The sequence below is a fragment of the Vibrio sp. VGrn 2 genome (genome assembly GCF_009361695.1).
Taxonomy (GTDB): domain Bacteria; phylum Pseudomonadota; class Gammaproteobacteria; order Enterobacterales; family Vibrionaceae; genus Vibrio; species Vibrio diabolicus.
The window spans coordinates 292,692-318,756 of sequence record NZ_RBWD01000004.1; the positions used below are offsets into that span (position 1 = coordinate 292,692).

The 26,065-nt window shown below is 47.2% G+C and carries 24 protein-coding genes; 9 read left to right on the forward strand and 15 right to left on the reverse strand.

Going from position 1 to position 26,065, the window contains the following annotated elements:
• Positions 1–3 precede the first annotated feature (3 nt).
• The 5 genes from D8S93_RS10010 to D8S93_RS10030 all read right to left on the reverse strand — a co-directional run bounded on the left by D8S93_RS10010 (position 4) and on the right by D8S93_RS10030 (position 3,318).
• The gene (locus tag D8S93_RS10010) at positions 4–1,662 is read right to left on the reverse strand and encodes a diacylglycerol kinase family protein (protein ID WP_152812990.1); all 1,659 of its coding nucleotides are present in this window, start codon (positions 1,660–1,662) and stop codon (positions 4–6) included.
• A 142-nt stretch (positions 1,663–1,804) separates the two neighbouring features.
• Entirely contained in the window at positions 1,805–2,236 is a 432-nt protein-coding gene (locus tag D8S93_RS10015) for a hemerythrin domain-containing protein (protein ID WP_005394414.1), read from the reverse strand.
• A 103-nt stretch (positions 2,237–2,339) separates the two neighbouring features.
• Positions 2,340–2,537, reverse strand: coding sequence for a hypothetical protein (locus D8S93_RS10020; protein WP_048624594.1), 198 nt, complete (start codon positions 2,535–2,537; stop codon positions 2,340–2,342).
• A 16-nt stretch (positions 2,538–2,553) separates the two neighbouring features.
• A complete protein-coding gene (locus D8S93_RS10025) occupies positions 2,554–2,721 on the reverse strand; it encodes a DUF1328 family protein (protein ID WP_152812992.1) in 168 nt (55 codons plus the stop codon).
• 45 nt (positions 2,722–2,766) lie between these two features.
• Positions 2,767–3,318 (reverse strand): BON domain-containing protein, encoded by a 552-nt coding sequence (locus D8S93_RS10030; RefSeq protein ID WP_047009372.1) that lies wholly within the window; start codon positions 3,316–3,318, stop codon positions 2,767–2,769.
• A 435-nt stretch (positions 3,319–3,753) separates the two neighbouring features.
• Here D8S93_RS10030 and D8S93_RS10035 point away from each other — a divergent pair, with 435 nt between their 5' ends.
• Positions 3,754–5,097: a sigma-54 interaction domain-containing protein gene (locus D8S93_RS10035; protein ID WP_047009371.1), complete on the forward strand. Its 1,344-nt coding sequence runs from the start codon at positions 3,754–3,756 to the stop codon at positions 5,095–5,097.
• Between the two features lie 87 nt (positions 5,098–5,184).
• On the opposite strand, the gene D8S93_RS10040 is transcribed toward D8S93_RS10035, so the two are convergent.
• The 3 genes from D8S93_RS10040 to ftnA form a co-directional block, all read right to left on the reverse strand.
• Positions 5,185–6,378: an NAD(P)/FAD-dependent oxidoreductase gene (locus tag D8S93_RS10040; protein WP_152812994.1), complete on the reverse strand. Its 1,194-nt coding sequence runs from the start codon at positions 6,376–6,378 to the stop codon at positions 5,185–5,187.
• A gap of 180 nt (positions 6,379–6,558) precedes the next feature.
• Positions 6,559–6,882, reverse strand: coding sequence for a universal stress protein UspB (gene uspB, locus D8S93_RS10045; RefSeq protein ID WP_005394407.1), 324 nt, complete (start codon positions 6,880–6,882; stop codon positions 6,559–6,561).
• A 91-nt stretch (positions 6,883–6,973) separates the two neighbouring features.
• Positions 6,974–7,501, reverse strand: coding sequence for a non-heme ferritin (gene ftnA, locus D8S93_RS10050; protein ID WP_005379167.1), 528 nt, complete (start codon positions 7,499–7,501; stop codon positions 6,974–6,976).
• Between the two features lie 281 nt (positions 7,502–7,782).
• Between ftnA and uspA the strand changes: the two genes are divergently transcribed.
• Both uspA and D8S93_RS10060 read left to right on the forward strand, forming a co-directional pair.
• Complete coding sequence (gene uspA / locus D8S93_RS10055; RefSeq protein WP_152812996.1) at positions 7,783–8,208, forward strand: universal stress protein UspA; 426 nt, start codon at positions 7,783–7,785, stop codon at positions 8,206–8,208.
• 64 nt (positions 8,209–8,272) lie between these two features.
• Positions 8,273–9,151 (forward strand): carboxylate/amino acid/amine transporter, encoded by an 879-nt coding sequence (locus tag D8S93_RS10060; RefSeq protein WP_006741764.1) that lies wholly within the window; start codon positions 8,273–8,275, stop codon positions 9,149–9,151.
• 70 nt (positions 9,152–9,221) lie between these two features.
• Here D8S93_RS10060 and D8S93_RS10065 read toward each other — a convergent pair whose 3' ends face one another.
• The 3 genes from D8S93_RS10065 to D8S93_RS10075 form a co-directional block, all read right to left on the reverse strand.
• Positions 9,222–9,794 carry a hypothetical protein gene (locus D8S93_RS10065; RefSeq protein WP_104970016.1) on the reverse strand — a complete coding sequence of 191 codons (573 nt, stop codon included), beginning with the start codon at positions 9,792–9,794 and terminating at the stop codon, positions 9,222–9,224.
• Positions 9,795–9,980: 186 nt separating this feature from the next.
• Complete coding sequence (locus tag D8S93_RS10070; RefSeq protein WP_005394395.1) at positions 9,981–10,760, reverse strand: class I SAM-dependent methyltransferase; 780 nt, start codon at positions 10,758–10,760, stop codon at positions 9,981–9,983.
• Positions 10,761–10,850: 90 nt separating this feature from the next.
• The gene (locus D8S93_RS10075) at positions 10,851–13,976 is read right to left on the reverse strand and encodes an EAL domain-containing protein (RefSeq protein WP_319802978.1); all 3,126 of its coding nucleotides are present in this window, start codon (positions 13,974–13,976) and stop codon (positions 10,851–10,853) included.
• A 113-nt stretch (positions 13,977–14,089) separates the two neighbouring features.
• Here D8S93_RS10075 and asnC point away from each other — a divergent pair, with 113 nt between their 5' ends.
• On the forward strand, positions 14,090–14,554 hold the full coding sequence (asnC, locus tag D8S93_RS10080; RefSeq protein ID WP_005394393.1) for a transcriptional regulator AsnC: 465 nt from the start codon (positions 14,090–14,092) through the stop codon (positions 14,552–14,554).
• A gap of 73 nt (positions 14,555–14,627) precedes the next feature.
• Here asnC and prlC read toward each other — a convergent pair whose 3' ends face one another.
• Positions 14,628–16,670, reverse strand: a complete 2,043-nt coding sequence (gene prlC / locus D8S93_RS10085) for an oligopeptidase A (protein WP_006741761.1) — start codon at positions 16,668–16,670, stop codon at positions 14,628–14,630.
• A 395-nt stretch (positions 16,671–17,065) separates the two neighbouring features.
• Here prlC and D8S93_RS10090 point away from each other — a divergent pair, with 395 nt between their 5' ends.
• The gene (locus D8S93_RS10090) at positions 17,066–17,905 is read left to right on the forward strand and encodes a 23S rRNA (adenine(2030)-N(6))-methyltransferase RlmJ (RefSeq protein WP_152812998.1); all 840 of its coding nucleotides are present in this window, start codon (positions 17,066–17,068) and stop codon (positions 17,903–17,905) included.
• 259 nt (positions 17,906–18,164) lie between these two features.
• A complete protein-coding gene (gene gorA / locus D8S93_RS10095) occupies positions 18,165–19,520 on the forward strand; it encodes a glutathione-disulfide reductase (RefSeq protein WP_152813000.1) in 1,356 nt (451 codons plus the stop codon).
• Between the two features lie 81 nt (positions 19,521–19,601).
• On the opposite strand, the gene D8S93_RS10100 is transcribed toward gorA, so the two are convergent.
• The gene (locus D8S93_RS10100) at positions 19,602–20,507 is read right to left on the reverse strand and encodes a LysR family transcriptional regulator (RefSeq protein ID WP_005379156.1); all 906 of its coding nucleotides are present in this window, start codon (positions 20,505–20,507) and stop codon (positions 19,602–19,604) included.
• 121 nt (positions 20,508–20,628) lie between these two features.
• On the opposite strand from D8S93_RS10100, the gene xapA reads away from it, so the two are divergent.
• Entirely contained in the window at positions 20,629–21,453 is an 825-nt protein-coding gene (xapA, locus tag D8S93_RS10105) for a xanthosine phosphorylase (RefSeq protein ID WP_005379149.1), read from the forward strand.
• 105 nt (positions 21,454–21,558) lie between these two features.
• On the opposite strand, the gene D8S93_RS10110 is transcribed toward xapA, so the two are convergent.
• Together D8S93_RS10110 and D8S93_RS10115 are read right to left on the reverse strand one after the other, a co-directional pair.
• Positions 21,559–22,170: a bifunctional 4-hydroxy-2-oxoglutarate aldolase/2-dehydro-3-deoxy-phosphogluconate aldolase gene (locus D8S93_RS10110; protein ID WP_005394384.1), complete on the reverse strand. Its 612-nt coding sequence runs from the start codon at positions 22,168–22,170 to the stop codon at positions 21,559–21,561.
• A gap of 9 nt (positions 22,171–22,179) precedes the next feature.
• Positions 22,180–23,556, reverse strand: coding sequence for a GntP family permease (locus D8S93_RS10115; RefSeq protein ID WP_152813002.1), 1,377 nt, complete (start codon positions 23,554–23,556; stop codon positions 22,180–22,182).
• A gap of 139 nt (positions 23,557–23,695) precedes the next feature.
• On the opposite strand from D8S93_RS10115, the gene D8S93_RS10120 reads away from it, so the two are divergent.
• A complete protein-coding gene (locus D8S93_RS10120; RefSeq protein ID WP_005467756.1) occupies positions 23,696–24,220 on the forward strand; it encodes a gluconokinase in 525 nt (174 codons plus the stop codon).
• Positions 24,220–26,016 carry a phosphogluconate dehydratase gene (gene edd, locus D8S93_RS10125; RefSeq protein WP_152813004.1) on the forward strand — a complete coding sequence of 599 codons (1,797 nt, stop codon included), beginning with the start codon at positions 24,220–24,222 and terminating at the stop codon, positions 26,014–26,016. The genes D8S93_RS10120 and edd overlap by 1 nt, the downstream gene beginning before the upstream one ends.
• Positions 26,017–26,065: the final 49 nt, after the last annotated feature.

Consider the following 26,065-nt stretch of genomic DNA (forward strand, 5'->3'; position numbering starts at 1 on the left):
AAGCTAAGCCGATTTACTTCTCCCGCTTGGGACAAATACGTTCAACGATTTTGGACGAAGCTTGATCGCTAATTGCTCATCAGAATAAAGCTCACCATCAATCACATACTCAATCGGTTTGTTCGCAGAAATAGTGACATTCTGAGCCGTCGCGTATTGAAAATGAGTCGATTCCTCCTGCGCACCTACGCTGGTTAATGTCAGATCAGACAATGCGATGAGGCGTCCACCTAAAGATTCGGTGTTATCTAAATACGTGATATGCAGCTTGCCATCGTCAGGCTGCGGAGCACCACCACCTTGCGCGAGCAACGTACTAAAAGGAGCGATGTTCGCAACAACAAAGCTATGAACTTCTAGCGTTTGTGATCCATTTTCGCGGTTTCCATCTTCAAATGGCGCATCCATCGCAATAGTCAACGTCTGCGTCTCTTCCGCCACCACCGCGTTAAAAAAGCCCGTTAAGTAGGCCAATTGTCCAAAGGTGTTTTTCTCTTCTCGCTGCGCATGCTCGATCATTTTCTGCTCTAGGCCAATACCTAGGACTAACAATATAAGCCTCTGATTACACTCCGCCGTATCAATACGTTGGCAGTGACCTGCTAGCAATGCTTCACACGCTTTTTCGACTGGTGAGAATTTTGCGCCAACTCCATAGAGCACATGACACAACGCATTGGCGGTTCCGAGCGGAACAATGCCGAGTTTTATGTCGGTACCTACCAGCTGGCTCGCCACTTCCGTCACTGTGCCATCACCACCCGCTACGATAATTTGCTTAGCCCCACTTTCTTTTGCCTGTTGTGTTAGCTGCTCGGCGCTGAGATTTGTGGTGGTTTGATGAATACTCAAGCGATATTTTTTGGTTAGTTCACGAATCAAGTGCTGTTCGTTTTCCTCCCATTTGCCGCCACCTGCAACAGGGTTAACCACCATCCAAGTGGATTGATCCAGACCCAGTACGCCTTTTTCACTTATCGCTCGTAACGTTTTGATCTGCAATTTATTCAATCTCGCGGTACTGCGCACGTCATTGATTTTTTTCATCACAGATTCAACCGTCAGCGACGGATCTTTGCTCAATAGATACGCCGCAACAACAAACACCGAACGACCGCGCCCTAACGCACAATGCACAACCACAGCTCGTGAGCACGAGATTTGCGTATCAATCCAGTTAATCGCATGACGCAAGCGTTCCAACGTTGGGGCTTTGTGGTCAAGTACCGGAATCGAAAGGTAATGAAACTGCTTGTCGGTCATCGCACTTTCAAGCCCAGCAAATTCTGCGGTGACATCGACAATACAAGAGATGTCATTGGATTCGAGAAAATCTAAGTCACTCTGAAATAGCCGACGGGAGAGGTATAAATTATCGCTGACTTTTTGGATAGGAGGCACGGTATCGCGCCGTCTTTCCCATGCATTATACGCTCTAGCACCCAGCAAGAAGGGGATGAATGCCCAGCGGATCCATCTGACAATCTTGCCGTCTTGGTTTTTTCTAAAAATGGAGGGAATGTCGAAAACGTAGGCTACGCTGACTAATGCTAAAGAAAGAGATACCCACAAGAACAACAGGCTAACCATGATTTGGGGAATATAAATAGCGGCCAATAAACTGATCAGAGCGCCAAGAATATAATATTTGATGATAAACATTCGCTCTCCTTGCCTTCAGCGAGTGCACTTTTTTAGTGAAAGTGAGAATAAGCTGGTTTTAGTTTAGGCTAATTAACTTGGTAAACGCTTTGATTGGGCCCCTTCCCGTGCCGAAATGGCACGAAAAGGACCAATACTCCACTTAGCTAGCCATTTCTTCGACGTAGCTATCCGCTAGTTTCATTTTCTGCTGATCGGTCATCACCTTACCGGCCAGTTGGAAAAAACGCTGCTCTTCTTCTTCGAGGTGGTGCAATACTTTGTGACGCAAAGTTTTCATGAGGTTGAGCCATGCTGGCGAGCTCATGTCGGTTGCATCAAGCTGTGCAATCACTTTATCAATCTCGTGATGCTCTGCGATGCCATGACGAGTAAGATCGATGGTTTTATCGCTCTCGATTAAAGGCGCGTAGAAAAAACGCTCTTCTGCGGCGGCGTGCTGTTCGAGTTCATCCTTCAGATTGTGGTAAAACTCTTCGCGTGCAGGGGAATCTCCAGACGTTTCCATCAGAGCATCGAGTAAAAGGCGTTGCTTTTCATGACTCTCTTTTAGTACATCAAATATGTTTTTCATCTTTGACTCCTTATCTGATTGTAAACAATTGAGATAAAAGGAAGGGCGGTGATTGACCGCCCTTCTCTTACATTGCTGTGAACAAAAAGCTGACCTGACTCGACTAACAATCTTGGTCTTCTGCGTTCAAGTTCTCTTTAATATTTTCGCACTCATCTTCAATCGCGTTTTGAGTTTCTTCGGCGGCTTCATCTATCTTCTTGCCTGCCTGTTCCATTGGCCCTTCTTCACTACAAGCAGCCAGTGCGAACACCAAACCAAATACTGCGGCGATACGGTAAATTAATGACGTAAGTCGCATGAAATCTCCTATCTATTTACGTTTTTCTTCCTAGCAGAACAATCACTATTGATACAATTAATGACAATAGGAATAGGTAAAATATCACTTGCGCGATAGAGGCCGCCGCCCCTGCAATACCAGTAAAACCTAGTAGTGCAGAAACCAGTGCCAAAGCCAGAAAAATAAACATCCAACGAACCATAGTGTTACCTCCTAATAAAATTGGGTTAGGTCACTTGGCTCGTTATTATTGAACCACTTCTAGCTTATCAATCACCTTATTTACATCATTGGTATTATTTGCAATTGAAAGTGCAAGATCATGCTCCGCATCTGAATTAACCTTACCTGCCAACGTTACCGTTTTACGTTCCGTCGTTACATCAATGTCCGTACCACTTACATTGGTATCCATCAGTAGGCGCGTTTTAACTATAGTCGTGATTTTAGAGTCGGTCAGTGTGGCTAATGCCTCTGAATCGGTTTCTTTCTTACCTTCATTCACCACTGACAATTCGTTATTTACTTCTTTCACACCATCAAGACCTGTTACAAGCTCTTCGGCAAGCGATTTTTCAAGGTCATTGTTTACCGAACCAGAAAGGGTAACTACCTGATTTTCAACATCGGTGTTGATATCAAAAGAGTTAAGGTTACTGTTTAGCAGCAGCGTCGTTTCAGCTTTACCATCTAGCCAAGCGTCCATGGATTCTTTTTCCCATTTATCACTCGCTAAGACTGCTGTAGATGAAGTAGCAAGAACTGACGTAAGTACAATTTTAGCTGCGATGTTATTCATGGTAATTCTCCTTTATTGACGTTGTATTTCCATAGGAGCAAACCATGTGCCAAGTTTGTAACTTGTTATTTTTAAAGGAATAATAAAAACAAGAGATAAAAATAAGACGAACAAAAAAATATAAGCATGAATTATTTACACAGAAGAAATGTAATTTTTAATCGTTAATAATTTCGCAATCAATTACATAATACGCCAATAAAAGATGAGACATTATTTCTTCGACTTCACTTAATCGCAGAATTATTATTTAAAATGTGAGACACCCGAATAAAGAAGCAATATTTATCAGAATTATTACTGATATATACCAAGAGAGGATCAACAAAATTAAAATAGCCTACAGACCCTTAAATCTCTGCTGACAATATTTTGTCTTGTGCACTTAGAATAATCCACGTACATTGTTTCTGTCATAGTAAAGAGGACATTTCTATGTCGTTGCCAAGCCTGTTTCTACGAATACAAGACCCGACACTTAAAGATGCTATTGCCTCTTGCCAGGAACTGAACAAATTTCGTCTGCATAATACCGATGCCGCAGATAGTTGGATTGAAGATTTCCTACAACTCAAACCGGAAGTTGCGATTGTTGAAGTCGCCCACTTTACTAGCGCAGATTACCAGCGCCTTTCTAATATCGAAGACATCTACGATATGGACTTGATCATCATTAGCTCTGGTGCTCCAAACGAAAATTTGGATAAGCTAATGAACTTAGGTGCAATTTTTCACTACAGAAAACCCGTCGATATTGCCATTTTGACGGACACCCTAAGCGAAGTCAGCCAGTACTATCAGCAAAAACAAGATCAAGGACGTAAAGTGTCCACTAGCGATCTCGACCAGTTTGGCCTTTTGGTGGGGTCCTCATCGCCAATGCATCAGCTCTATCGCATGATCCGACGCGTCGCAAAAACAGAAGCCAACGTCCTCATTGTCGGTGAAAGCGGCTCAGGTAAAGAGTTAGTCGCGCAGACCATTCATTTAGCTAGCGATCGCAAGCAACAACCCTTTATCGCGATTAACTGTGGTGCGATTAGCCCAGAGTTGGTCGATAGTGAACTGTTTGGCCATGAAAAAGGCGCCTTTACCGGAGCGAATAAAACTCACCAAGGTGTATTTAAACAGGCAGAAGGCGGCACGCTGTTTTTAGATGAAATCACCGAGATGCCTATCGAGCATCAAGTGAAGCTATTGCGTGTGTTGGAAACCGGAGAGTATCGCCCAGTGGGCAGTAATACGGTGCATATCGCCAACACTCGCATCATTGCCGCCACCAACCGTGATCCTAAAGTCGCCATTGAAGAGCAGTTCCTGCGTGAAGATCTGTTTTTCCGTTTATCGCACTTCCCATTAACGATACCGCCACTGCGAGATCGAGGCGGTGACATCGTCGGTCTGGCTAAACACTTTATCGCGCACCGCAACGCAAATGAGGCTAAAACCAAAACCATTCTTGATTCTGCCATCCAAAAAATCGCTGCACACGATTGGCCAGGTAATGTCCGTGAGCTCAAACACACGATCGAGCGCGCGTTTATTTTGGCTGATGACACCATCCGAGATGAACACCTGATCTTCGATACGCCACCATTGGAAACAGGCACCAGCATCGAAGACCTTGTTCCAGCGGGCGTTTCGCTAGAAGAGCTAGAAAAAGCCGCTATTCTCAATACCCTTGAAGAGAATCAAGGCAATAAAACGGAATCAGCGCAGGAGTTAGGCATTAGCGTTAAAACGCTCTACAACAAACTCGAAAAGTATCAAGACGAGTAACTCGCTGTGGAACTACAAAAAAGAGCACGGAATACGATTCAGTGCTCTTTTTTTATCTTATCTTTTATGCGGATGTGTAGCGTTTGATTACACCCACTGACCCGCGACAAAGCCGCTCGACCAGCACCACTGAAAATTGTAGCCCCCTAACCAGCCAGTCACGTCCATGACTTCACCAATGAAGTACAGCCCTTTGATGTCTTTGCATTCCATGGTTTTCGAAGATAAGTGATCGGTATCCACACCGCCGAGTGTCACTTCCGCGGTTCGGTAGCCTTCAGTGCCATTCGGGGCGATATCCCAATGTTCTAAGCGCGCCACAATCGCCGCAAGCTCCTTTTGATTGAACTGCTTTAGCGGTTTATCGACCAGCTCTTTACGTTCAATCAAGACTTCAACCAAGCGCTTTGGTAGCACTTTAGCGAGCGTATTTTTGAGCGACTGATTCGGATGCTTTTCACGGCTGCGTTCTAATAACTCGGCAACATCATCATTTGGCACCAGATTAATCGACACCTTTTGCCCCGCTCGCCAGAATGATGAAATCTGTAAAACGGCTGGGCCAGATAAACCACGATGTGTGAACAACAGGGCTTCTTTGAACATGGTGCCATCTTCAGCTGTAATTTCCGCAGGTACCGCGATACCAGATAACTCAGCAAAGTCTTCTTTGTCTTCTTTATGCAACGTAAATGGCACCAGCCCTGCCGTAGTTGGGATAACTCGAAGACCAAATTGTTCCGCGACTTTATAACCAAATGGTGTCGCCCCCAGTTTTGGCATCGACAAGCCACCTGTTGCGATAACTAAAGACTCACACTCAACTGGCTCGGTACCCGCGTGCAAACGAAAACCTTCATCGATTTTCTCAATTGAGTTAACATCGCATTGGTAACGCTGCTCGATATTCGGCATGTCACACTCAGCCAACAGCATCTTCACGATGTCTTTCGCCGTAAACGCATCGACACAAAACAGCTGACCGTGATCGCGCTCTTCAAATTCAATACCATGCTTACACACCATCGAGATAAAATCCCAGTTAGTGTATTGAGAAAGCGCCGACTTAACGAAATGCGGGTTTTGGCATAGGTAGTTGCTGGCTGAGACGTCGTAGTTAGTGAAGTTACAACGGCCACCGCCTGAGATAAGGATTTTACGTCCTGGCTTTTTAGCATGATCGAGCACCAAAACACGACGGCCTCGCTTGCCGGCTTCTGCAGCACACATCAAACCCGCTGCGCCTGCGCCAATTACAACAACATCAAATTTCTTACTCATCGGTAGCTCTTAGACTGATTGGTATCGAATCGAAATAAAAAAGGATGTGCACATTGCACATCCTTGCTTTCTAGGCGCGACATTCTACCGACAAATCTCGAAGGGGAAAAGCGCTTAAACGGTAAGCGCTATGCATGCCCGTACAATCCTAGGAGATTAACTCGCTAGATTGTTGATTCTTTAAAGAATGAAGGCCGCGAGTAGGGTAACACCGAGCAAAGCGGTCGATAAAACAAATAGCTCACGCACCCTTTCGCACTTACCAGTAAAAATTTCATCGTGGTGATGGTGATATTCTTTACTTTTGATGTAGTGGAACAAACGCACCTGTTTGGTGACATTTCCATGGGTGGTAAAAAAGCCATTGCCATCAACTTGCTGATATAACAACGGATGCGCTTCACGCATGATGTAAATTAGAGAACGAAGAGCGGTGAGATACCGGATCATGTTGACTCCAGTTACCACCATTAGCGCAAATAAGATTGTGTCTCCACTGATCATCTTTTCCTCCCTACATCTTCAACAATGCTCAAGAGAAAAAGACGATCAATGCTTCGTCTTTACCCGCTACTTATAGCGTCAAAAAACGCGTTTACGCAGCTGGAGCATCCATGATTGAAGATGAACCTTCTTTCGCCATTTGTGCTAGATCTTTGTCGATGAAGAACAATGCTTTACCATCTTCACCTACCAATTCGATCTTATCTAAAATCCCTTTAAACAACTTCTCTTCTTCGTGCTGTTCAGACACGTACCACTGTAGGAAGTTAAACGTTGAGTAGTCTTGGCTAGTAAATGCAACATGTGCCAATTTATTGATTTTTTCCGTGATCATTTGCTCATGTTCGAAGGTCTCGCGGAAAACATCACCTAAGCTAGCAAAATCATGCTTTGGTGCATCAATAGCGCCCAAAATTGGCATTGAGCCAGTTTCACTTACGTAGGTGAATAGGCGTTGCATGTGCTCCATTTCTTCTACGGCGTGAGCGCGTAAAAATTCAGCCGCACCTTCAAAACCTTTGTCTTCACACCAAGCACTCATTTGTAAGTATAGATTGGATGAGAAAAATTCTAGGTTAATTTGCTCATTCAATTGTTCGACCATAGTTTGAGACAGCATGTTAACTCCTATTAATGTGCATGCAATATACCCAAGTAACCTCGAGATAAACGACCCCGCGAGATTGACTTGCTCTACATCAGAGGCAAGGTTTTACTTGAACTATAGTCAGTAACGGAGCGCTGAACTCCGCATCTCAAAGTCACTTGGGTATAACGCCACTATAACATGATTACTGAGACAAGACTTTGTACCTACGACACTGATATGAGATCACTTCAGCAAATTTTTTTGGGGGTTAGTGCTAATCTAAAACTATGACCTTACAAGGAGATAGCAATATGAGTTACAAACACGTACTTGTGGCAGTCGACCTGTCAGACGACAGTAAAGTGTTGATTAAAAAAGCCGTATCACTGGCTAAACCTCTGGATGCGAAAGTCTCTTTTATTCACATCGACGTGAACTACGCAGAGCTCTACACCGGGCTTATCGACATCAATATGGCAGAAGCGCAACATCAAGCAATGGAAGCGTCGCGCACACAATTGGCGAATTTCGCAGAATATGCGCAATACCCAATAGCCCATACGTTGGTCGGTAGTGGCGATTTGAGTAATGAGCTGTGCGATACCATTCAAGATTACAGTATTGACTTGGTGGTTTGTGGTCATCACCAAGATTTCTGGAGCAAGATTCTGTCTTCGACTCGACAACTGATTAACTGCTCTCCAGTCGATATGCTGGTCGTACCGCTAAAAGACTGATTGGCGCGACGTTAAAACTTGGTTAGACTGCGGGCACATTTGTTGTTGATAAAGATTCTCATCCATGGCTTATCTATCCGCAGTTACCCTACTTTGGGCATTCTCATTTAGCCTGATCGGCGTTTACCTCGCTGGTCAGGTTGATTCTTGGTTCTCGGTGTTCATGCGCGTGGCACTGGCGAGTCTGGTTTTCATTCCCTTTTTAAAATTCCGCGGCGTTAGCAAATCCTTAATCGCGAAACTGATGACGGTCGGTGGCTTTCAGCTCGGTCTGATGTACTGCTTCTACTACCAATCTTTTTTGCTCCTTTCCGTGCCAGAAGTATTGCTGTTCACCGTATTCACACCCATTTACGTAACGCTGATCTATGACTTCTTGAAAGGTCGCTTTTCACCTTGGTATTTGGTTACCGCGGCGATTGCTGTATTTGGCGCAGCCTGGATTAAGTTTGCAGGCATTAATGAAGACTTCCTGCTGGGCTTTTTGGTCGTACAAGGAGCAAACCTCTGTTTTGCCATTGGTCAGGTAGGCTACAAATACATCATGGAAAGTGAGCCGGTTGATTTGCCACAACACACCGTGTTTGGTTACTTCTACTTAGGTGCGCTTTGTGTAGCAACCGTGGCTTTCGCTCTGATGGGCAACCTCGACAAACTACCCACCACCGCAACGCAATGGGGCATTCTGACGTACCTTGGTTTAATTGCTTCCGGTTTTGGTTACTTCGCGTGGAACAAAGGCGCAACCATGGTGAACGCAGGAGCACTTGCAGTAATGAACAACGCATTAGTTCCGGCGGGTTTGATTGTGAATATTGTGATTTGGAACCGCGATGTTGATGTCATGCGACTCGCCATTGGCGGTGCGATCATCATGCTATCGCTATGGATTAACGAAACCTGGGTGAAAAAGCGCGTCGAAATGAGCTACGCCAAGAAGTAACGCAACCGCTCCCAACACATACCGACAATAAAAAACGCTCTCTAACTGGAGAGCGTTTTTTTGGATTAGATTAATGCACTTTGACTTGCGAGCTTGTGCTCATCAACGCATTAGGTGGCGTTGATAGCAACACCTCTAGCTTCGCATTGCGCGCTTCCAGCTTGCGCTGACGCTTAAGTAACTTTTGTTGTTTTTTCGCTACTTTTAACAACTTCTTCTGCTGCTTGTAATGCTTTTTCAGTGCTTTTTTCGCTTTCTTAAGCGATTTTTTATCCGCTAAATCAAACCATACTGATGCGTCGGTTCTTACTGACTCCAGGGATTTTTCGGCTTGCTTTTTCTCTTTCACGCGCTCAACAACACGCTTCACAATCGCTGCTTTTTCGTTGCTTTGTTTTGTTGTCACAGGAATCGGTTGTACTGGCAACGCTTCAGCCAATAAGCCACATGATTGTTGCTCGTTCAATGGCTTGTCTTGGCACTTTTTCGGCGGAATAGCGGCTGGCTTACACAAGGTATCTTTGGCCGCTGAAGAGCGTGCGCAAGAGCGACAAACAAACTTTGGTGCGACAACTAAACGATGGATGTCGCCAAGCTCCGCCGCGATCTGTTTACGACTCATTTTACATAAGCGTTTAGCCATTCTACTACTCCAGCTTCCCAATTATCGACCGCATCACAACAAGTGAAATAATAATAATTCTTAGTTAGATATACAGTCAGGGAGGAGAATTAGCAAGAGAAAACTATCAGTAACGGTTCAGAAAGAGAGGCTTGATCACAGCACGATACACCGTACTGTGACAAGAAAAGTTGAGCGGTCAGGAAGTTATGCCATTGAGGCTTTAACATAGACATCAAAGCGATTTTTTTTGGTTTCAATCGCCATAGTCGGCTTTTGCTCGTTCAGCCAGTTTGCATAGTCTGGGCGCTTCACCACCACGCGTTTTGTGGCTAACGCCATGGCAGGATCTAGCAAACCATCGGCGTCCAAATCGGCGCCAACCAACGATTGGAAAACGCGCATCTCTTTTTTTACGAGCGCCGATTTCTTCTTGTTTTCTGGGTGCGGATACATAGGGTCGAGATACACCACATCTGGCTGAACAAAGTCTTCATCTTGTGCCAGCTGTTCCAATGCATCATGACTGGAGGCATGGATCAGCGACATACGCTCTGATACCCAAGTTCCAATTTCAGGGTCTTGTTTCGCACGCGCTAACCCGTCATCCAGCAACGCTGCGACTACCGGGTGTCGCTCCACCATCTGTACCTTACAGCCGAGCGAAGCCAAAACGAATGCGTCACGTCCCAGCCCCGCCGTGCCGTCTAGAACGGTTGGCGTTGCCCCTTTGTTCAAACCTGCAGCTTTTGCGATGGCTTGGCCCTTACCACCACCAAATTTTCGGCGATGTCCCACTGCGCCACCAATTAAATCGACAAAAATAGCGCCCAACTTTGGCTCATCCACTTTACGCAGCTCTAAACGCTCGGTGGTCAGCACCAAAGCAAAATCGCTCTCGTCAGTGTGAGAAAGCTGCCAGCGCGCAGCCAGTTCATCCAGATGAGGTTGTTGAGACGGGTCTTCACAGATCAATTGCAGTTGCAAAAGGAGGCTCCAATAAAAAATCGCGGTAACTGGCGCTGAGTGTATACCTAAGTTACCTCTCAATGCTAGGTTGAGCTTGATATGACAAGACTACTCAGCCGTCAGTCGCTCAACTAACTCAGAAAGCGGTTGAGGATGCCCAATACCGTAGCCTTGGCCATAATCCACACCAAGATCGATCAAATGCTGCATGACTTGTTCGTTTTCGACAAACTCCGCCACCGTCACTTTGCCTAGCTGTTTTGCCAAGTCATTGATCGAGCGAACCATTACGCGGTCCATTTCATTTACGTTGATATCTCGCACGAAAAGGCCATCAATTTTCACAATATCAACGGGAAGTTTCTTTAAGTAACCAAATGAAGACAAGCCCGAACCAAAGTCATCCAATGCAATCATGCAACCCAGCGCTTTGAGCTTGGTGAAGAGCTCAATGGCTTGCTCAAGATTACTCATCGCTGCTGTCTCGGTGATTTCTAGACAGATTTTTTCACACGGCATGGGCGAACGTTCCAATCGCTCCAATAAGAAATCGATAAACTCTTGATTCCCCATAGATTGACCTGAAAGGTTTATCGAACAACGACCGAGTTTTTCAACCACCTCCGGGCGTTGCTCAAACCATTCTAGCGTTTGAGTAATGACCTGTTTATCAATCCAATGCGCAATGTTGTAGCGCTCGGAGGCAGGAATAAACAATGCAGGAGAAACATAATCACCATATCCATTGCGAATGCGCACTAAAATCTCAAAATACATCTGAGCATCGTGCTGTTGTAAGCTTTTGATCGGTTGAGCAAACAACTCTAAACGCTGATTCGACAATGCCTCATGCACCAAATTGACGCTCTGCATTTCCATCTGGCGACGTTGTAGCTCTTCGTTATCTAAACTGAACAGATTGTAGCGGTTACGGCCTTGCTCCTTGGCGGCATGACACGCAGAGTCTGCTTGAGCGTGCACCATTTGCGGCGTCTCTGCCGTATGGTCGATGATACGAATACCAATAGAACAACTGATGAACAAGCGTGTATCTTCCCAAATAAAGAGATGTTCACTCAACGTCGAGATGATCAGTTTGGCGATATTAATGGCGCCGTATTCGTCGCAATCTTTGAGTAGTACCGCAAACTCATCGCCTCCCATTCGAGCCAAGATGGAATTGTATGGCAGCACTTCCTCTAACATGCTGGCGCAAAATTGAATCGCCGCGTCACCCGCATCATGCCCAACCGTATCATTGAGGACTTTTAGCTGATCTAAGTCGAGGTATAGCATGGCGTGGACGCGACGATGGCTGTCCACCTCACGCAGTGCGGTCTTGAGCTCTAGTTCAAAGTGGTTTCGGTTATAAGTCCCTGTCAGTAAGTCATAGCGCGCTTGATATTCCAGTTTCTCGGAAAGCTGTTTGGTTTCTGTAATATCTTCACCCACAATCAACAGCTGATCAGATTCACTCAGTGGACGAATGTTCTCACGTACCCAAACACGATGACCATTTGCATGGCGATACTCGACTTCACGTCGCCAGACCCCATGCACCTGTTGATTGGGTTGCAATAGCACTTGGCGAGGAAACAGTACCTTGTCATCAAAATAAAACTCCCTCAGGCGGTGTCCGAGCATGTCCATCGGTTTGTAGCCAAGGAGTAGCTGAGCAAATCGATTCACTTCTTGAATGCGGTTATTGCTGTCGAGTGTCACCATCATGACAGGCTGTTGCTCATAATAGTTACGCAGGGTTGATTCGCGTTGATAGAGCTTATCTTCCATCAACTTACGACTAGTGATATCGCGCGCTTCAAACAAGTATTGCTTTTGATTTCCTACTTGCTGAGAAAAAGGCTTGAGTGAAATTTCCAACACCAATGTACCGTGCTCTTTACTCCAAATTTCAGCCTCAAACGTCGACACTTGATGGTGAGGCGCGTGGAAATACGCCTCAAGCAACGCTTGCGCTTTCTCACTCCAATTGGGATGAAACCAAAGTGGTCGATCTAAACGCAGCCCTTGGTGATACAGCAAAGATTGCAGGTGATCGTTGCCCGATTTAAGTACACCGTTGGCATCCAAAATGCCCATATACTGCATGCTCTGATCAAAAATCGATTCTAAGATGGCTTGGCTTTCTCGCGCGGCACTCTCGCTGCGACGCATCCGCTGTAAATAGTAACCCATCAACAAAATGACCACCGACATCACCACAAACAGACTACCAAACAAGCGAATTTCTTTGGCAAAACGCTCAGAAAACTTCATCGGTTTATTAAAAAATACCGCAGAGACCTCTTGCTCAGCACCCAACCCCCAGCGCACTACAGCTTGATAATCGAGCTTGATTTCAGAATCACTTTTCTTCACGGCTGGCAGAGATTGGTCAGGGTTATCCAACACAAACTCAAGTATCTCAGCACTCTCAATGCCATGCCGATAACCACTTTGGATCACGCCACCAACCGCACCGTGCCCTAAGCCAATGTCGTGCACCATAAACAGCGGCGCATTTGAGGCTCTGTTAACGCCAATCCAGTCACGTTCACTGCCAACCACACCCTGTTTATCTCGGTAATAGGTCCAAAACAGGACGACTTTATCTTTATTCAGCTTCGCCACTTGTTGCTTTAAGTCAATGATACTGTCGGGAATAACTTGCACGATTTTGTCGCGATATTGCGGATGTTCATGTACAAAATCGTCGATTTGATAGCGTAATACCTCTCCCGTTACGGAATGGTCACTGACAATAAGAATTTGGGTGTAATCAGGGTGTAGTCGCTCTATGAGGGCTAAATTTGCCTCCAAATCGACATCTTCTGTTACTCCTGTTGCGTTCAGAGATTGGTGCAAAGAAGGATGATAATTGTTGATGCCGTTAAATATAACCGGGGTGTCTTTGATGATTGGTGCCAAACGCTGCATCAGTTCAAGCGCGTTGTTGTCGCTCACTAAAATGGCATCGAATCGTTCTTTGCTTAATTTCGTACGATATAAGGATTCAAGCTGAGCGAAAAACTGCTCACTCTGGTTACGTTTCGAGTCTAAATAGAGCACGCGCATATCCAGCGATCGATCACCCAATTGCTGCTCGATACCTCGCTGTATGGAATCCGTCCAGAAAAAACCTTGATGATAGGAGTGCACGACCAAAACTTTCGGATCTGAGGCCGCGGCAAACGCGCTCCAACATAGCGCGACAATAACCAGAAAACGCTGCACATTATCTCCATAGCTCGGAGTTAACCCGCAGTTACTCCTGCCAAACCTTGTGAATCCTATCCGCTATGAGTATAAAAGGGAGGTAAAACTCTATCCCTAACGGAAATAATAGTATGAATGCGAGCCTGCCGAAACTCGACGACCTTGACCGCGCAATATTAAAAACACTGATGGCTGACGCCAGAACGCCCTACGCAGAAATGGCAAAGCAGTTCGATGTCAGCCCTGCCACTATCCATGTGCGTATTGAGAAGATGAAATCGGCTGATATCATCGAAGGAACGGAGGTGATCGTAAATACCAAAAAGCTCGGCTACGATGTGTGCTGCTTCATTGGTATTAACCTAAACGCAGCTCGTGATTACCATTCCGCGCTAGAAAAACTCAACGCGCTCGACGAAGTCGTTGAAGCTTACTACACCACGGGCGCGTATAACATATTCGTCAAATTGATGTGCAAATCGATTGAAGAACTGCAATTTGTGCTGATTGATAAGCTGCAAGCCATTGATGAGGTTCAGTCTACGGAGACATTGATATCGCTGCAGAACCCAATTAACCGCAGTGTGAATCCGTGAATTTTTTATAAAAATGGACAAAAAAGGCCAACCGAATGGTTGGCCTTAGTATTTTTGGAAAGACAGCGTGCGCTTACGCTGCAATACCAGAATGGCGCAATAGCGCATCAATTTGTGGTTCACGACCACGGAAGCGCTTAAACAGCTCCATTGGTTCTTCGCTACCACCCATTTCTAGGATGTTATTCAGGAAGCTTTGACCCGTTTCTTTGTTGAAGATACCTTCTTCTTCAAAGCGAGAATACGCGTCTGACGACAGCACTTCCGCCCACAGATAGCTGTAGTAACCCGCGCTGTAACCACCAGCGAAGATGTGACCAAAGCTGTGCGAGAAGCGCGCCCACTCAACGGCTGGAACCACCGCGACTTTCTCTTTCACTTTCGCCAGCGTTTCCAGCACACGCGCGCCCACTTCTGGGTCGTATTCGGTGTGCAGAGTAAAGTCGAACAAACCGAATTCTAGCTGACGCAAAATGCCCATCGCCGACTGGAAGTTCTTCGCCGCGAGCATCTTATCTAGCATCGCTTTTGGCAACGGCTCGCCTGTCTCATAATGACCAGAAATGAACGCCAGTGCGTCTTCTTCCCAACACCAGTTTTCCAGGAACTGACTTGGCAATTCAACCGCATCCCAAGGTACGCCATTAATCCCTGATACCGCGCCAGTTTCTACTTGCGTCAGCATGTGGTGGATACCGTGACCAAATTCATGGAAAAGTGTCACAACTTCATCATGCGTAAACAGTGCTGGCTTGTCGCCCACTGGACGGTTGAAGTTACACGTTAGGTACGCCACCGGCGTTTGCAGTTCGCCAGAGAGCGTAATACGACGACCACGACAGTCATCCATCCACGCGCCACCACGTTTGTGCTCACGTGCGTAGAGATCTAAGTAGAAACTGCCACGCAGTGCGCCTTCAGCGTCAAAGATATCGAAGAAACGCACAGATTCGTGCCAAGTGTCCACGCCTTCGCGCTCAGTAACTGTCATGCCAAACACGCGGTTTAGCACTTCAAACAGACCACTGACAACCTTTGACTCTGGGAAGTACGGGCGCAGTTCTTCATCCGAGATTTGGAACAAGTGCTGCTTTTGTTTCTCGCTATAGTAAGCGATATCCCACACATTCAATTCTTCAACGCCAAACTCACTTTTCGCAAACTGACGCAACTCTTCGACTTCACGTTCACCTTGCGGTTTCGCACGTGTCGCTAGATCATTCAAGAAGCCCAACACTTGATCTGGCGTTTCGGCCATTTTCGTTGCTAACGATTTCTCGCTGTAAGTATTGAAACCCAACATGCGTGAAATTTCGTGACGCAGTCTCAGTTGCTCAGTAATGATTTCTGAGTTGTCCCACTTACCAGCATTTGGACCGCGATCAGAGGCGCGCGTCACATACGCTTCGTACACTTCTTTACGCAACTCTTGGTTGTCGCAGTACGTCATGACAGGTAGGTAAGATGGGATATCCAGCGTAATGAGATAACCATCGAGCTCTTTTGCTTCTGCCGCGGCTTTCGCTGCTGCCAGCGCCGATTCTGGCATGCCAGCAAGGTCTTTCTCATCAGTGATGTGCTTGGTCCAACCCATGGTGGCATCCAGTACATTGTTAGAGAATTTAGAGCTGAGCTCAGACATGCGCTTGCTGATTTCGCCGTAACGGTGCTGCTCATCGGATGGTAAACCAATACCCGATAGCTCAAAGTCTCGTAACGCATCGGTGATGGTTTTTTGTTGAGCGCGAGTCAGCGTTGCGAATGCATCACTGGCTTTAATCGCTTTGTACGCTTCGTACAGGCCTTTGTGCTGACCAACCCAAGTGCCGTATTCCGACAAAATTGGCAAACAACTTTCGTACGCTTCACGCAGATCTTCGCTGTTCACCACGGAGTTCATGTGACCAACTGGCGACCAAATGCGGCTTAAGCGGTCATCCGCTTCTTCAATTGGCGCAATCACACTGTCCCAAGTTGGGTGAGCATTATCTTTTAGAACTTCATCGATTTTCGCTCGGCAGTCAGCAATCGCTTGTTCAACGGCAGGCTTGATGTGTTCTGGTTTAATTTGAGAAAACGGAGGTAAGTCCGTAAACGTCAGAAGAGGATTAGACATGAATAATTCCTTTTGTGTTTTGACTCTGTGATTGCCTGTCTATTTTGTGTAGATAGGCCAACTCAATGTACAGACGAGCCAGCAACATGGATTGGGGGAGCTCCGTTCCCTTTCTCTATGCTGCGATGACCATATAGTCAACGAGCGCTACTCTGTCCTTGAGTCTTGTTATACCTAAATGAGATTTCACACTCTTTGAGCACGAGAAACTCACCTAGTTCAATTCGATTACCAATAGTAAGTGTGGGTGACTTAAAGAAATTTCAATAGTGAGCCCCTATTAGAGGAACGGATTTGATTGGAAGTTCTACATCTTTAAGTTACTTGAGTATAATACCGCCATAGAGTGAAAATCACAGACCACACTCAACCAAAGAGTGTTTCGAGAGTTTAATTTGTTAAGTTACCGCCACAGCTTCCACGCCGGCAACCATGCTGACGTGGTCAAACACATCGTTCAAAGCCTCATTCTTGATGCGCTGAAACAAAAAGATAAACCATTCGTTTATCACGATACCCACTCGGGTGTGGGCCGTTACGATCTGACTCACGAATGGTCTGAAAAAACGGGCGAATACAAGCAAGGCATCGCGCGTATTTGGGATAACCCAAACATTCCTGAAGACATCAAAAGCTACATCGATGCCATCAAAGTGCTCAACAACGGTGATAAACTGCGTTACTACCCAGGCTCACCACGTGTGGCGCGCGCGCAAATCCGCCCACAAGATCGCATGGTGCTGACCGAGTTGCACCCAGCCGATCACCCATTGTTAGAGCAAGAATTCCATCGCGATCGCCAAGTGAGCATCTTCAAAGAGGACGGGTTCCAGCGTCTAAAAGCCAGCTTACCGCCACAAGAGCGTCGTGGTTTGGTGCTGATTGACCCACCATACGAACTCGCGAAAGAGTACCGCGATGTAGTGCGCGCGATTCATCAGAGCCATAAGCGTTGGGCAACCGGTATCTACGCGATTTGGTACCCAGTGGTAAACCGTCACGACATCGAAGATATGATTGAGGGCCTGGAAGCACTGGGCATTCGTAAAATTCTGCAAATCGAGTTAGGTGTCGCACCCGATACCAACGAGCGCGGCATGACGGCATCCGGCATGATTGTGATTAACCCGCCGTGGAAACTGGAAAGCCAGATGAAAGAGATTCTGCCATTCCTGCAAGGCGCGATCGCACCAGCCACCGGCCACTGGAAAGTGGACTGGATTGTGCCAGAGTAAGTACTTCTGCACCGAAACCTCTCAGCGCAACGACATTTTCGTTGCGCTTTTTTATACTCTCAACTTTGCCCTCTCATCGCGCTTATTCTTCTTTTTGTGCCTCTCATCGCTATTTGTCATAAGTAATGTCGCTTTTTCCCATTTAGGAATTCGTTACATTCGATTTATGATAGTGGGATAACGGTGGCATTGAGTTCGAGCAAGGTCATCCCAATCTATCTATGTACCAGATAAAATTTATAAGCTCTTGGAGAAAGTAATGGCGACTCATTTTGACTATATCTGTATCGGTGGCGGCAGTGGCGGCATCGCATCTGCAAACCGTGCGGCGATGTACGGCGCTAAAGTTGCGCTAATCGAAGCTCAAGATCTTGGTGGCACCTGTGTAAACGTGGGTTGTGTACCGAAGAAAGTGATGTGGCACGGCGCACAAATCGCAGAAGCAATGAACCTGTACGCAGAAGATTACGGTTTTGATGTCGACGTGAAAGGTTTCGACTGGAGCAAACTGGTTGAGAGCCGTCAGGCGTACATTGGTCGTATTCACCAATCTTACGATCGCGTTCTTGGCAACAACAAAGTAAACGTGATTAAAGGCTTTGCTAAGTTTGTTGACGAGAAAACCGTAGAAGTAAACGGTGAACATTATACTGCGGATCACATCCTGATCGCGGTGGGTGGTCGTCCTACTATTCCAAACATTCCAGGCGCTGAATACGGCATCGATTCAAACGGCTTCTTCGACCTAGCAGAGCAACCAAAACGCGTTGCGGTTGTCGGCGCTGGCTACATCGCAGTTGAAATTGCTGGCGTGCTGCACGCACTAGGTACAGAAACGCACCTGTTCGTACGTAAAGAGTCACCACTGCGTAGCTTCGATCCAATGATCATCGATACGTTGGTTGAAGTGATGGAAGCAGAAGGCCCAACACTGCACACCCATTCTGTACCAAAAGAAGTGGTAAAAGAAACCGATGGCAGCCTAACTCTGCACCTAGAAAACGGTGAGAGCCAAAACGTTGACCAACTGATTTGGGCAATCGGTCGTCACCCAGCAACAGACGCAATCAACCTAGCGTCAACTGGCGTGGCAACGAACGAAAAAGGCTACATTAAGGTAGACGAATACCAAAAAACCAACGTGAAAGGCATCTACTGTGTGGGTGACATCATGGAAGGCGGTATCGAGCTAACGCCAGTAGCAGTGAAAGCGGGTCGTCAACTTTCTGAGCGTCTGTTCAACAACAAACCAAACGCGAAGATGGACTACGATTTGGTACCAACTGTGGTATTTAGCCACCCACCAATCGGCACTATCGGTCTTACAACGCAAGAAGCGGAAGAGAAGTACGGCAAAGACAACATCAAAGTCTACACATCTGGCTTTACTGCGATGTACACCGCCGTTACTAAGCACCGTCAACCATGTAAGATGAAGCTTGTATGTGCGGGTGAAGAAGAAACGGTTGTTGGTCTACACGGCATCGGTTTCACGGTAGATGAAATGATCCAAGGCTTCGGCGTAGCAATGAAGATGGGCGCAACCAAAGCAGACTTCGACTCTGTTGTGGCTATCCACCCAACAGGCTCAGAAGAGTTTGTAACGATGCGTTAATTGCGCGCTAATCGCATTGCTGATTTCAGCGAATCATTTGAAAAGGTCATCTTAGGATGATCTTTTTTTGTTTGCCCATGCTTAACTCGCATTCTCCAATAACGTGCGAATAAACTCGGCTTTGATAGCACTCTCCTGCTTACCGTCATGAATCAGACACAAGTCTGCACGCAGTGACTCTTTCAGCTTGATAAAACGAATCCCATGCCAATGATGCTGAGAAAACGTCGACGGCACCAACGTCACGGTGTTGCTGTTTGCTACATACGCCATCAAGGTGCTTGGCTCCACCACTTGTTTGCCAATATGGGGTGAAAAGCCTTCTTGCAGACAGGCATTGATGATGAAGTTTGCCGAGGCAGAATTCGCCAAACTCATAAACGCAAACTCACACGTCTTTAAATCTTGGAGCCGCAGCAAAGATTTGCTGGCTAACTCATGTTGCTCCGACACCGCCACCACAAACACATCTTTGCCCAAAGATACCGACTGATACGGATAAATGTTGAGTGCATCGGCAAAACGCACAATGCCCACATCAATTTTCTTCTCGCTCAGATGCTTCTTTTGCGTCTCTGGGTTGAGGTCAAAAATGTCGGCGTGATAAGTGTCATGCTCAGCATGGAAGCGCTGTAACAAACGATCAAATCCGCCCCAAAATGCGCTACTTACCACACCAACTCGCAGGATATTTCTCTGGTTCAACCCCACTTGCTGCACTTGATTGAGCGAGACATCCAAGGTCTGAAAAATCAGTTGGCATTTGGACTCCAACAATCGCCCGGCCTCCGTCAGCATGACGTTTCTTGAATCACGCTCAAACAGTTTGACGTTAAGCACCTCTTCCAACTCTTTGATGCGATTGCTCAACGGCGAATTGGTGATATTGAGGTTCTCGGCCGCCTTAGTGAAATGCTTGGTTTGTGCGACCTCGTAAAAGTAACGCAGCATCTTCAGCGTCACGCGCTCAAATGGTTCTGACTTCATGCATTGAGTCCTAGCGAATTTCATCATCCTCTTTTTAAGGATGATAGTAGCGAATAAAGCAAAGATAACCAGCGCAGAAAGTCACACAATGGAATCAACACACAACCAGAAGGTGACTAACATGAATCACGATCCAGTAATCGGCGCGCTACAAACCATTCGCGAACGCAAACCAAACTTCCAACCTAAAGCGGCGTTTATTTTAGGCTCTGGCTTAGGCGTATTGGCAGACGAGCTACAAGACAAAGTGGTCATTCCATACGAAGAGCTCGAAGGCTTTCCGGTTAGCACCGTGCAAGGCCACTCTGGTGAGTTGGTACTTGGCACCATGGGCGGCGTAGACGTAGTGTGCATGAAAGGTCGCGGTCACTACTACGAACACGGCTCAATGAAGGTCATGACAACACCCGTACGAACCTTTAAAAAGCTGGGCTGTGAGTTTCTGCTCGTCACCAACGCGGCAGGCTCACTTCGCCCTGAGCGTATTGATGTCGGCTCTCTGGTGGTATTTCATGACCACATCAACACCATGCCTGAATCGCCAATGATCGGTCCGAATGATGAAGAGTACGGCCCGAGGTTCTTCAGCCTCGCCAATGCGTACGACAAAGACCTGCGCGCAGAAGCGTTTGAAGTTGGCAAAGCCAATGGCATTCACCTGAATGAAGGTGTGTTTGTCTCTTACACAGGCCCCAACTTTGAGACCGCAGCCGAAATCCGCATGATGCAAATCATCGGTGGTGATGTAGTGGGCATGTCGGTCGTGCCAGAGGTGATTTCTGCGGCGCATTGCGGCTTACCCGTATTGGCAGTGTGTGCGATCACCAACATGGCAGAAGGCTTGGGAGATGTAGAATTGTCTCACGCCCAAACATTGAAGTGCGCGAAGCTAGCCGAAGCAGATTTCATTCGCTTTATTAAGCGCTTTATGAAGCATCACTTCTAAAGCTGTTTCATTCCAAAAAGCAAAAGGGTCATCAAGTAACTTGATGACCCTTTTTCGTATCACGTTTTCTAACGTTCGGGGGTATTTCGAAGCCGTTTGTGCGTTTTACTTAACTGCGCGAACCAATTCAGCAATGCCTTCCCAATCGCCGTTGTCCATCATTGCGGTTGGCACCATCCAAGTACCGCCACAAGCTACAACCGATTTCAGCGCTAGGTAATCTTCAACGTTGGATGGGCTTACGCCACCTGTTGGCATGAATTCAACTGGGTAAACCGCCGTGAGTGCTTTCAGCATGTTTACGCCGCCTGATGGCTCAGCAGGGAAGAACTTCAACGTACGCAGACCCATTTCCATCGCTTGCTCAACCAAGCTTGGGTTGTTTACACCCGGTACGATAGTCACGCCACGTTGCTGACAGTATTTCACTGTGGTTGGGTTGAAGCCTGGGCTAACGATAAAGTCCACGCCCGCTTCGATTGCGATGTCGACTTGTTCTGTGGTCAGAACGGTGCCCGCGCCAATCAACAGTTCTGGGTACGCTTCACGCATGATGCGAATAGACTCCGCCGCCGCTTCGGTGCGGAATGTTACTTCCGCACATGGTAAACCGTTTTCTACCAACACTTTTGCCAGTGGCAGAGCGTGTGCTACGTCGTTGATTGCGATAACTGGGACGATTTTGATTTCTCTTAATCGTTGTTCAAGTGTTGTCATGGGGAACCTCTAAAGAATAAAGCTTAATGTTGCGACGATAATAAACGCGATACCGCCAAGTAACGTTTCCATTACCGTCCAAGTTTTTAATGTGGTTTTCTCATCCATCTCAAGCAGACGAGAGACCAACCAGAAACCAGAGTCATTGAAGTGAGACAGTACCGTTGCACCACCCGCAATCGCGATTACGATAAAGCAAAGGTCTAGTTCACTCAAACCTGTTGATGCTGCCACAACTGGCGCGATAAGAGCCGCCGTCGTGGTTAGCGCGACGGTTGCCGAGCCTTGAGCAACACGCAAACAGGTTGAAATCACAAACGCCGCCACAATCACAGGCATACCTGTGTCTGTAAGAACGTCAGCCAGTGCATCACCAATACCGCTTGAACGCAGTACGCCGCCAAACATGCCACCTGCACCCGTTACTAGGATAACACCACAGATAGGAGCCAATGACTCACCACACAATTTTTCTAGTTTTGCCATGCCGTAGTCTTTGGCAAACACAGCCAGACAGACAATCAAAGTAATCAGCAACGCGACTGGGGTTTTACCTAGCATACGTAGGAACTCAACCAGTGCCGTTTTGCCATCAATCACACCCGCAACCGCCAGTGTGTTCAATACCGTATCCAAACAGATTAGCAGGACTGGCAGCACAAGGATGGTCATAACCGTGCCAAATTTTGGTGCGTTGCGCTCATCCACCATCGCTTCGCCATTAAAGAAGGCTTTAGATAGTGGAATATCGAATTTTTTGCCCGCGTACAAGCCAAATAAGTAAGCGCCAAGGTACCAAGTTGGAATAGCCACCAGAATACCCACCACCAATAACAGACCGATGTTTGCGCCAAGAAATTCTGCCGCTGCAACCGGACCTGGGTGTGGTGGAACAAACGCGTGCATAACCGCAAAAGCACCGGCAGCAGGCAACGCGTATTTAATTGGTGAGCCACCAAAACGAGCCGCCACACTTAGGATGATTGGCATCATCACTACAAGGCCAGCATCGAAGAAGATTGGGAAGCCAAACAGTAATGAAGCGACGCCCAAAGCAAATGGTGCGCGCTCTTTACCAAAGCGACCAATCAAAGTGTCTGCCAGCACTTTAGCACCGCCAGTCACTTCAAGAATTTTACCGATCATCGCACCAAGACCAACCAGCAATGCCACGGAAGCCAGTGTGCCGCCGAAGCCGCTCATCATGGTCGATACGACTTTCTCAGAAGGAACGCCAGCGGCGATTGCTGTGCCTAAACTCACCATAGTAAGGGAAGCAAAAGCATGGACTTTCAGTTTAATGATCAGAACGAGTAACGCTGCAATGGCAAGGCCTGCAATCGTCAGTAGGAACGTAGGATCTGGGGCTTGGGTTAATTGCTCCATAGGTTCACCTTTAAGAATTATTGTTTGTGTTATGGTTCACATTTATTTCAGTTACCGATAACATTAATAAGATAAACCCATATTTTAAAGTGAATTCAAAAATTGAGATCACGCGCAAATTTGGTTATGAGGATAAGTTATGGCTGGTAGTAGTGTCATCGTTATGGGCGTTTGTGCTAGTGGTAAAAGCACAATTGGTGAGCATCTAGCGAAAAAGCTAGGGCGTAAATTCATTGATGGTGATGATCTTCATCCACGAGCGAACATTCAGAAAATGGCATCGGGCCAGCCTCTGAACGATGATGATCGCAAGCCATGGCTAGAACGCATTCGTGATGCGGCGTACAGCCTAGAAAGCAAAAACGAACACGGCATTATTGTCTGCTCAGCACTGAAAAAGATTTACCGCGATCAGATCCGCGAAGGCAACGACAACGTGACCTTCCTGTTCCTTGATGGCGATATGGAGTTGATCCTAAATCGCATGCGTATGCGCAAAGGCCACTTCATGAAAGAAAACATGGTGAAGAGCCAATTCGAGACGCTAGAGCGCCCAGACAACGAGCCTCAAACTCTGATCGTCAGTATCGACGGAGACATCAGCGACGTGGTGGAACGCTCTGCCGCTGAGCTAATCAAAATGCAAGCGATCGAGGTGGCGTAATGACTCACTCTGTTGTTCTTGAGGTCACACAACGTTTGACCGAGCGCAGCCGTGAAGCGCGCGCTGCGTTTCTTGCTCGCACCGAAGTGCAAGCCGAAGCGGGCAAAGGCCGCGTTGGTTTATCTTGTGGTAACTTAGCCCATGCAGTCGCCGCTTCTTGCTCTTCTGAAAAGAAAAACATTCTCGATTTTACTCATGCCAACGTCGCGCTGATCAGCGCCTACAACGACATGTTGAGCGCCCACCAGCCGTACCAAGACTACCCAACGCAAATCAAACAAGTGCTGGCGGACTACGGCCATACAGCGCAAGTCGCAGGTTGTGTGCCAGCGATGTGCGATGGGGTGACTCAAGGTCAAGCAGGCATGGATATGTCGCTGTTTTCGCGTGACTTAATTGCGCAATCAACGGCGTTGTCTTTGAGCCACAATGTCTTTGATGCCACATTACTGCTTGGCATCTGTGACAAAATTGCCCCGGGGCAACTGATGGGCGCACTGTCTTACGCGCACCTACCGACTGCGTTTGTACCAGCGGGTCTGATGGCAACAGGCATCAGCAACGAAGAGAAAGTCGACGTGCGCCAAAAATACGCAGCGGGAGAAGTCGGCAAAGACGCTCTGCTGGATATGGAGTGTCGCGCTTACCACTCTGCGGGTACATGCACGTTTTACGGCACCGCCAACACCAACCAGTTGGTGTTCGAAGCCATGGGCTTGATGCTGCCAGGTTCGGCATTCATTCATCCCCATACCCAACTGCGTAAAGCGTTAACCGCTCACGCGGCTCTGAAAATCGCCTCAATGACGGCGGGTTCTGCACACTTCCGTCCGTTGGCAGAAGTGGTCACAGAAAAGAGCTTGGTCAACGGCATCATCGCTCTACTCGCATCTGGCGGCAGTACCAATCACACCATTCATATGATCGCCGTGGCGCGTGCTGCTGGCATCTTGCTCACGTGGCAAGACATCAGCGATCTGTCGGATGTGGTTCCTTTGTTAGCTCGCGTTTACCCGAACGGCCCAGCCGATATGAACGCGTTCCAAGATGCGGGTGGCGTGCCAGCGTTATTGTACCGCTTGAACGAATCCGAGCTTTTGCATCGCGATGTGAAACCCGTGTTTGGTGAATTTGAAGACCAAATGACGCTACCGAGTCTTGTCGATGGACAACTGACTTGGACACCGTGCCAAGGCAGCCAAGACGGTGACGTGATCGCCAAACCGGAGGCCACGTTCCAAAACACTGGCGGCACTCGCGTACTGACTGGCAACTTGGGTAAAGCAGTGGTGAAAGTCTCTGCGGTGAAAGAAGATCAGCGCATCATCGAAGCGCCTGCGATCGTATTCCAATGCCAACACGAAGTGGAAGCGGCGTACAAACGCGGTGAGCTAAACCAAGATTGCATCGTTGTGGTCACACACAACGGCCCAGCGGCAAACGGCATGCCTGAACTGCACAAGCTGATGCCCATTTTAGGTAACGTGCAAAAAGCGGGCTTTAAAGTAGCGCTGGTTACTGACGGTCGTTTATCTGGCGCGTCAGGTAAAATTCCGTCTGCGATCCATGTTTCTCCAGAAGCCATTCGTGGCGGCGCGATTGGTTTGGTGCGCAATGGCGATTTGATTCGCCTTGATTGCCAAACGGGCGAACTGAACAACTTAAGCGACACCACTGGTCGCGAGTTGATTCATTTCGATACCGAATCCACCCAACAAACATGGGGACGAGGCTTGTTTAGCGTGATCCGCCAAAACGTCTCTAGCGCAGAAGAAGGCGCAAGCTTCATTGTTTAAGCCAGAAAAACAAAAAGAGCGGAGTTTGATACTCCGCTCTTTGTATTTG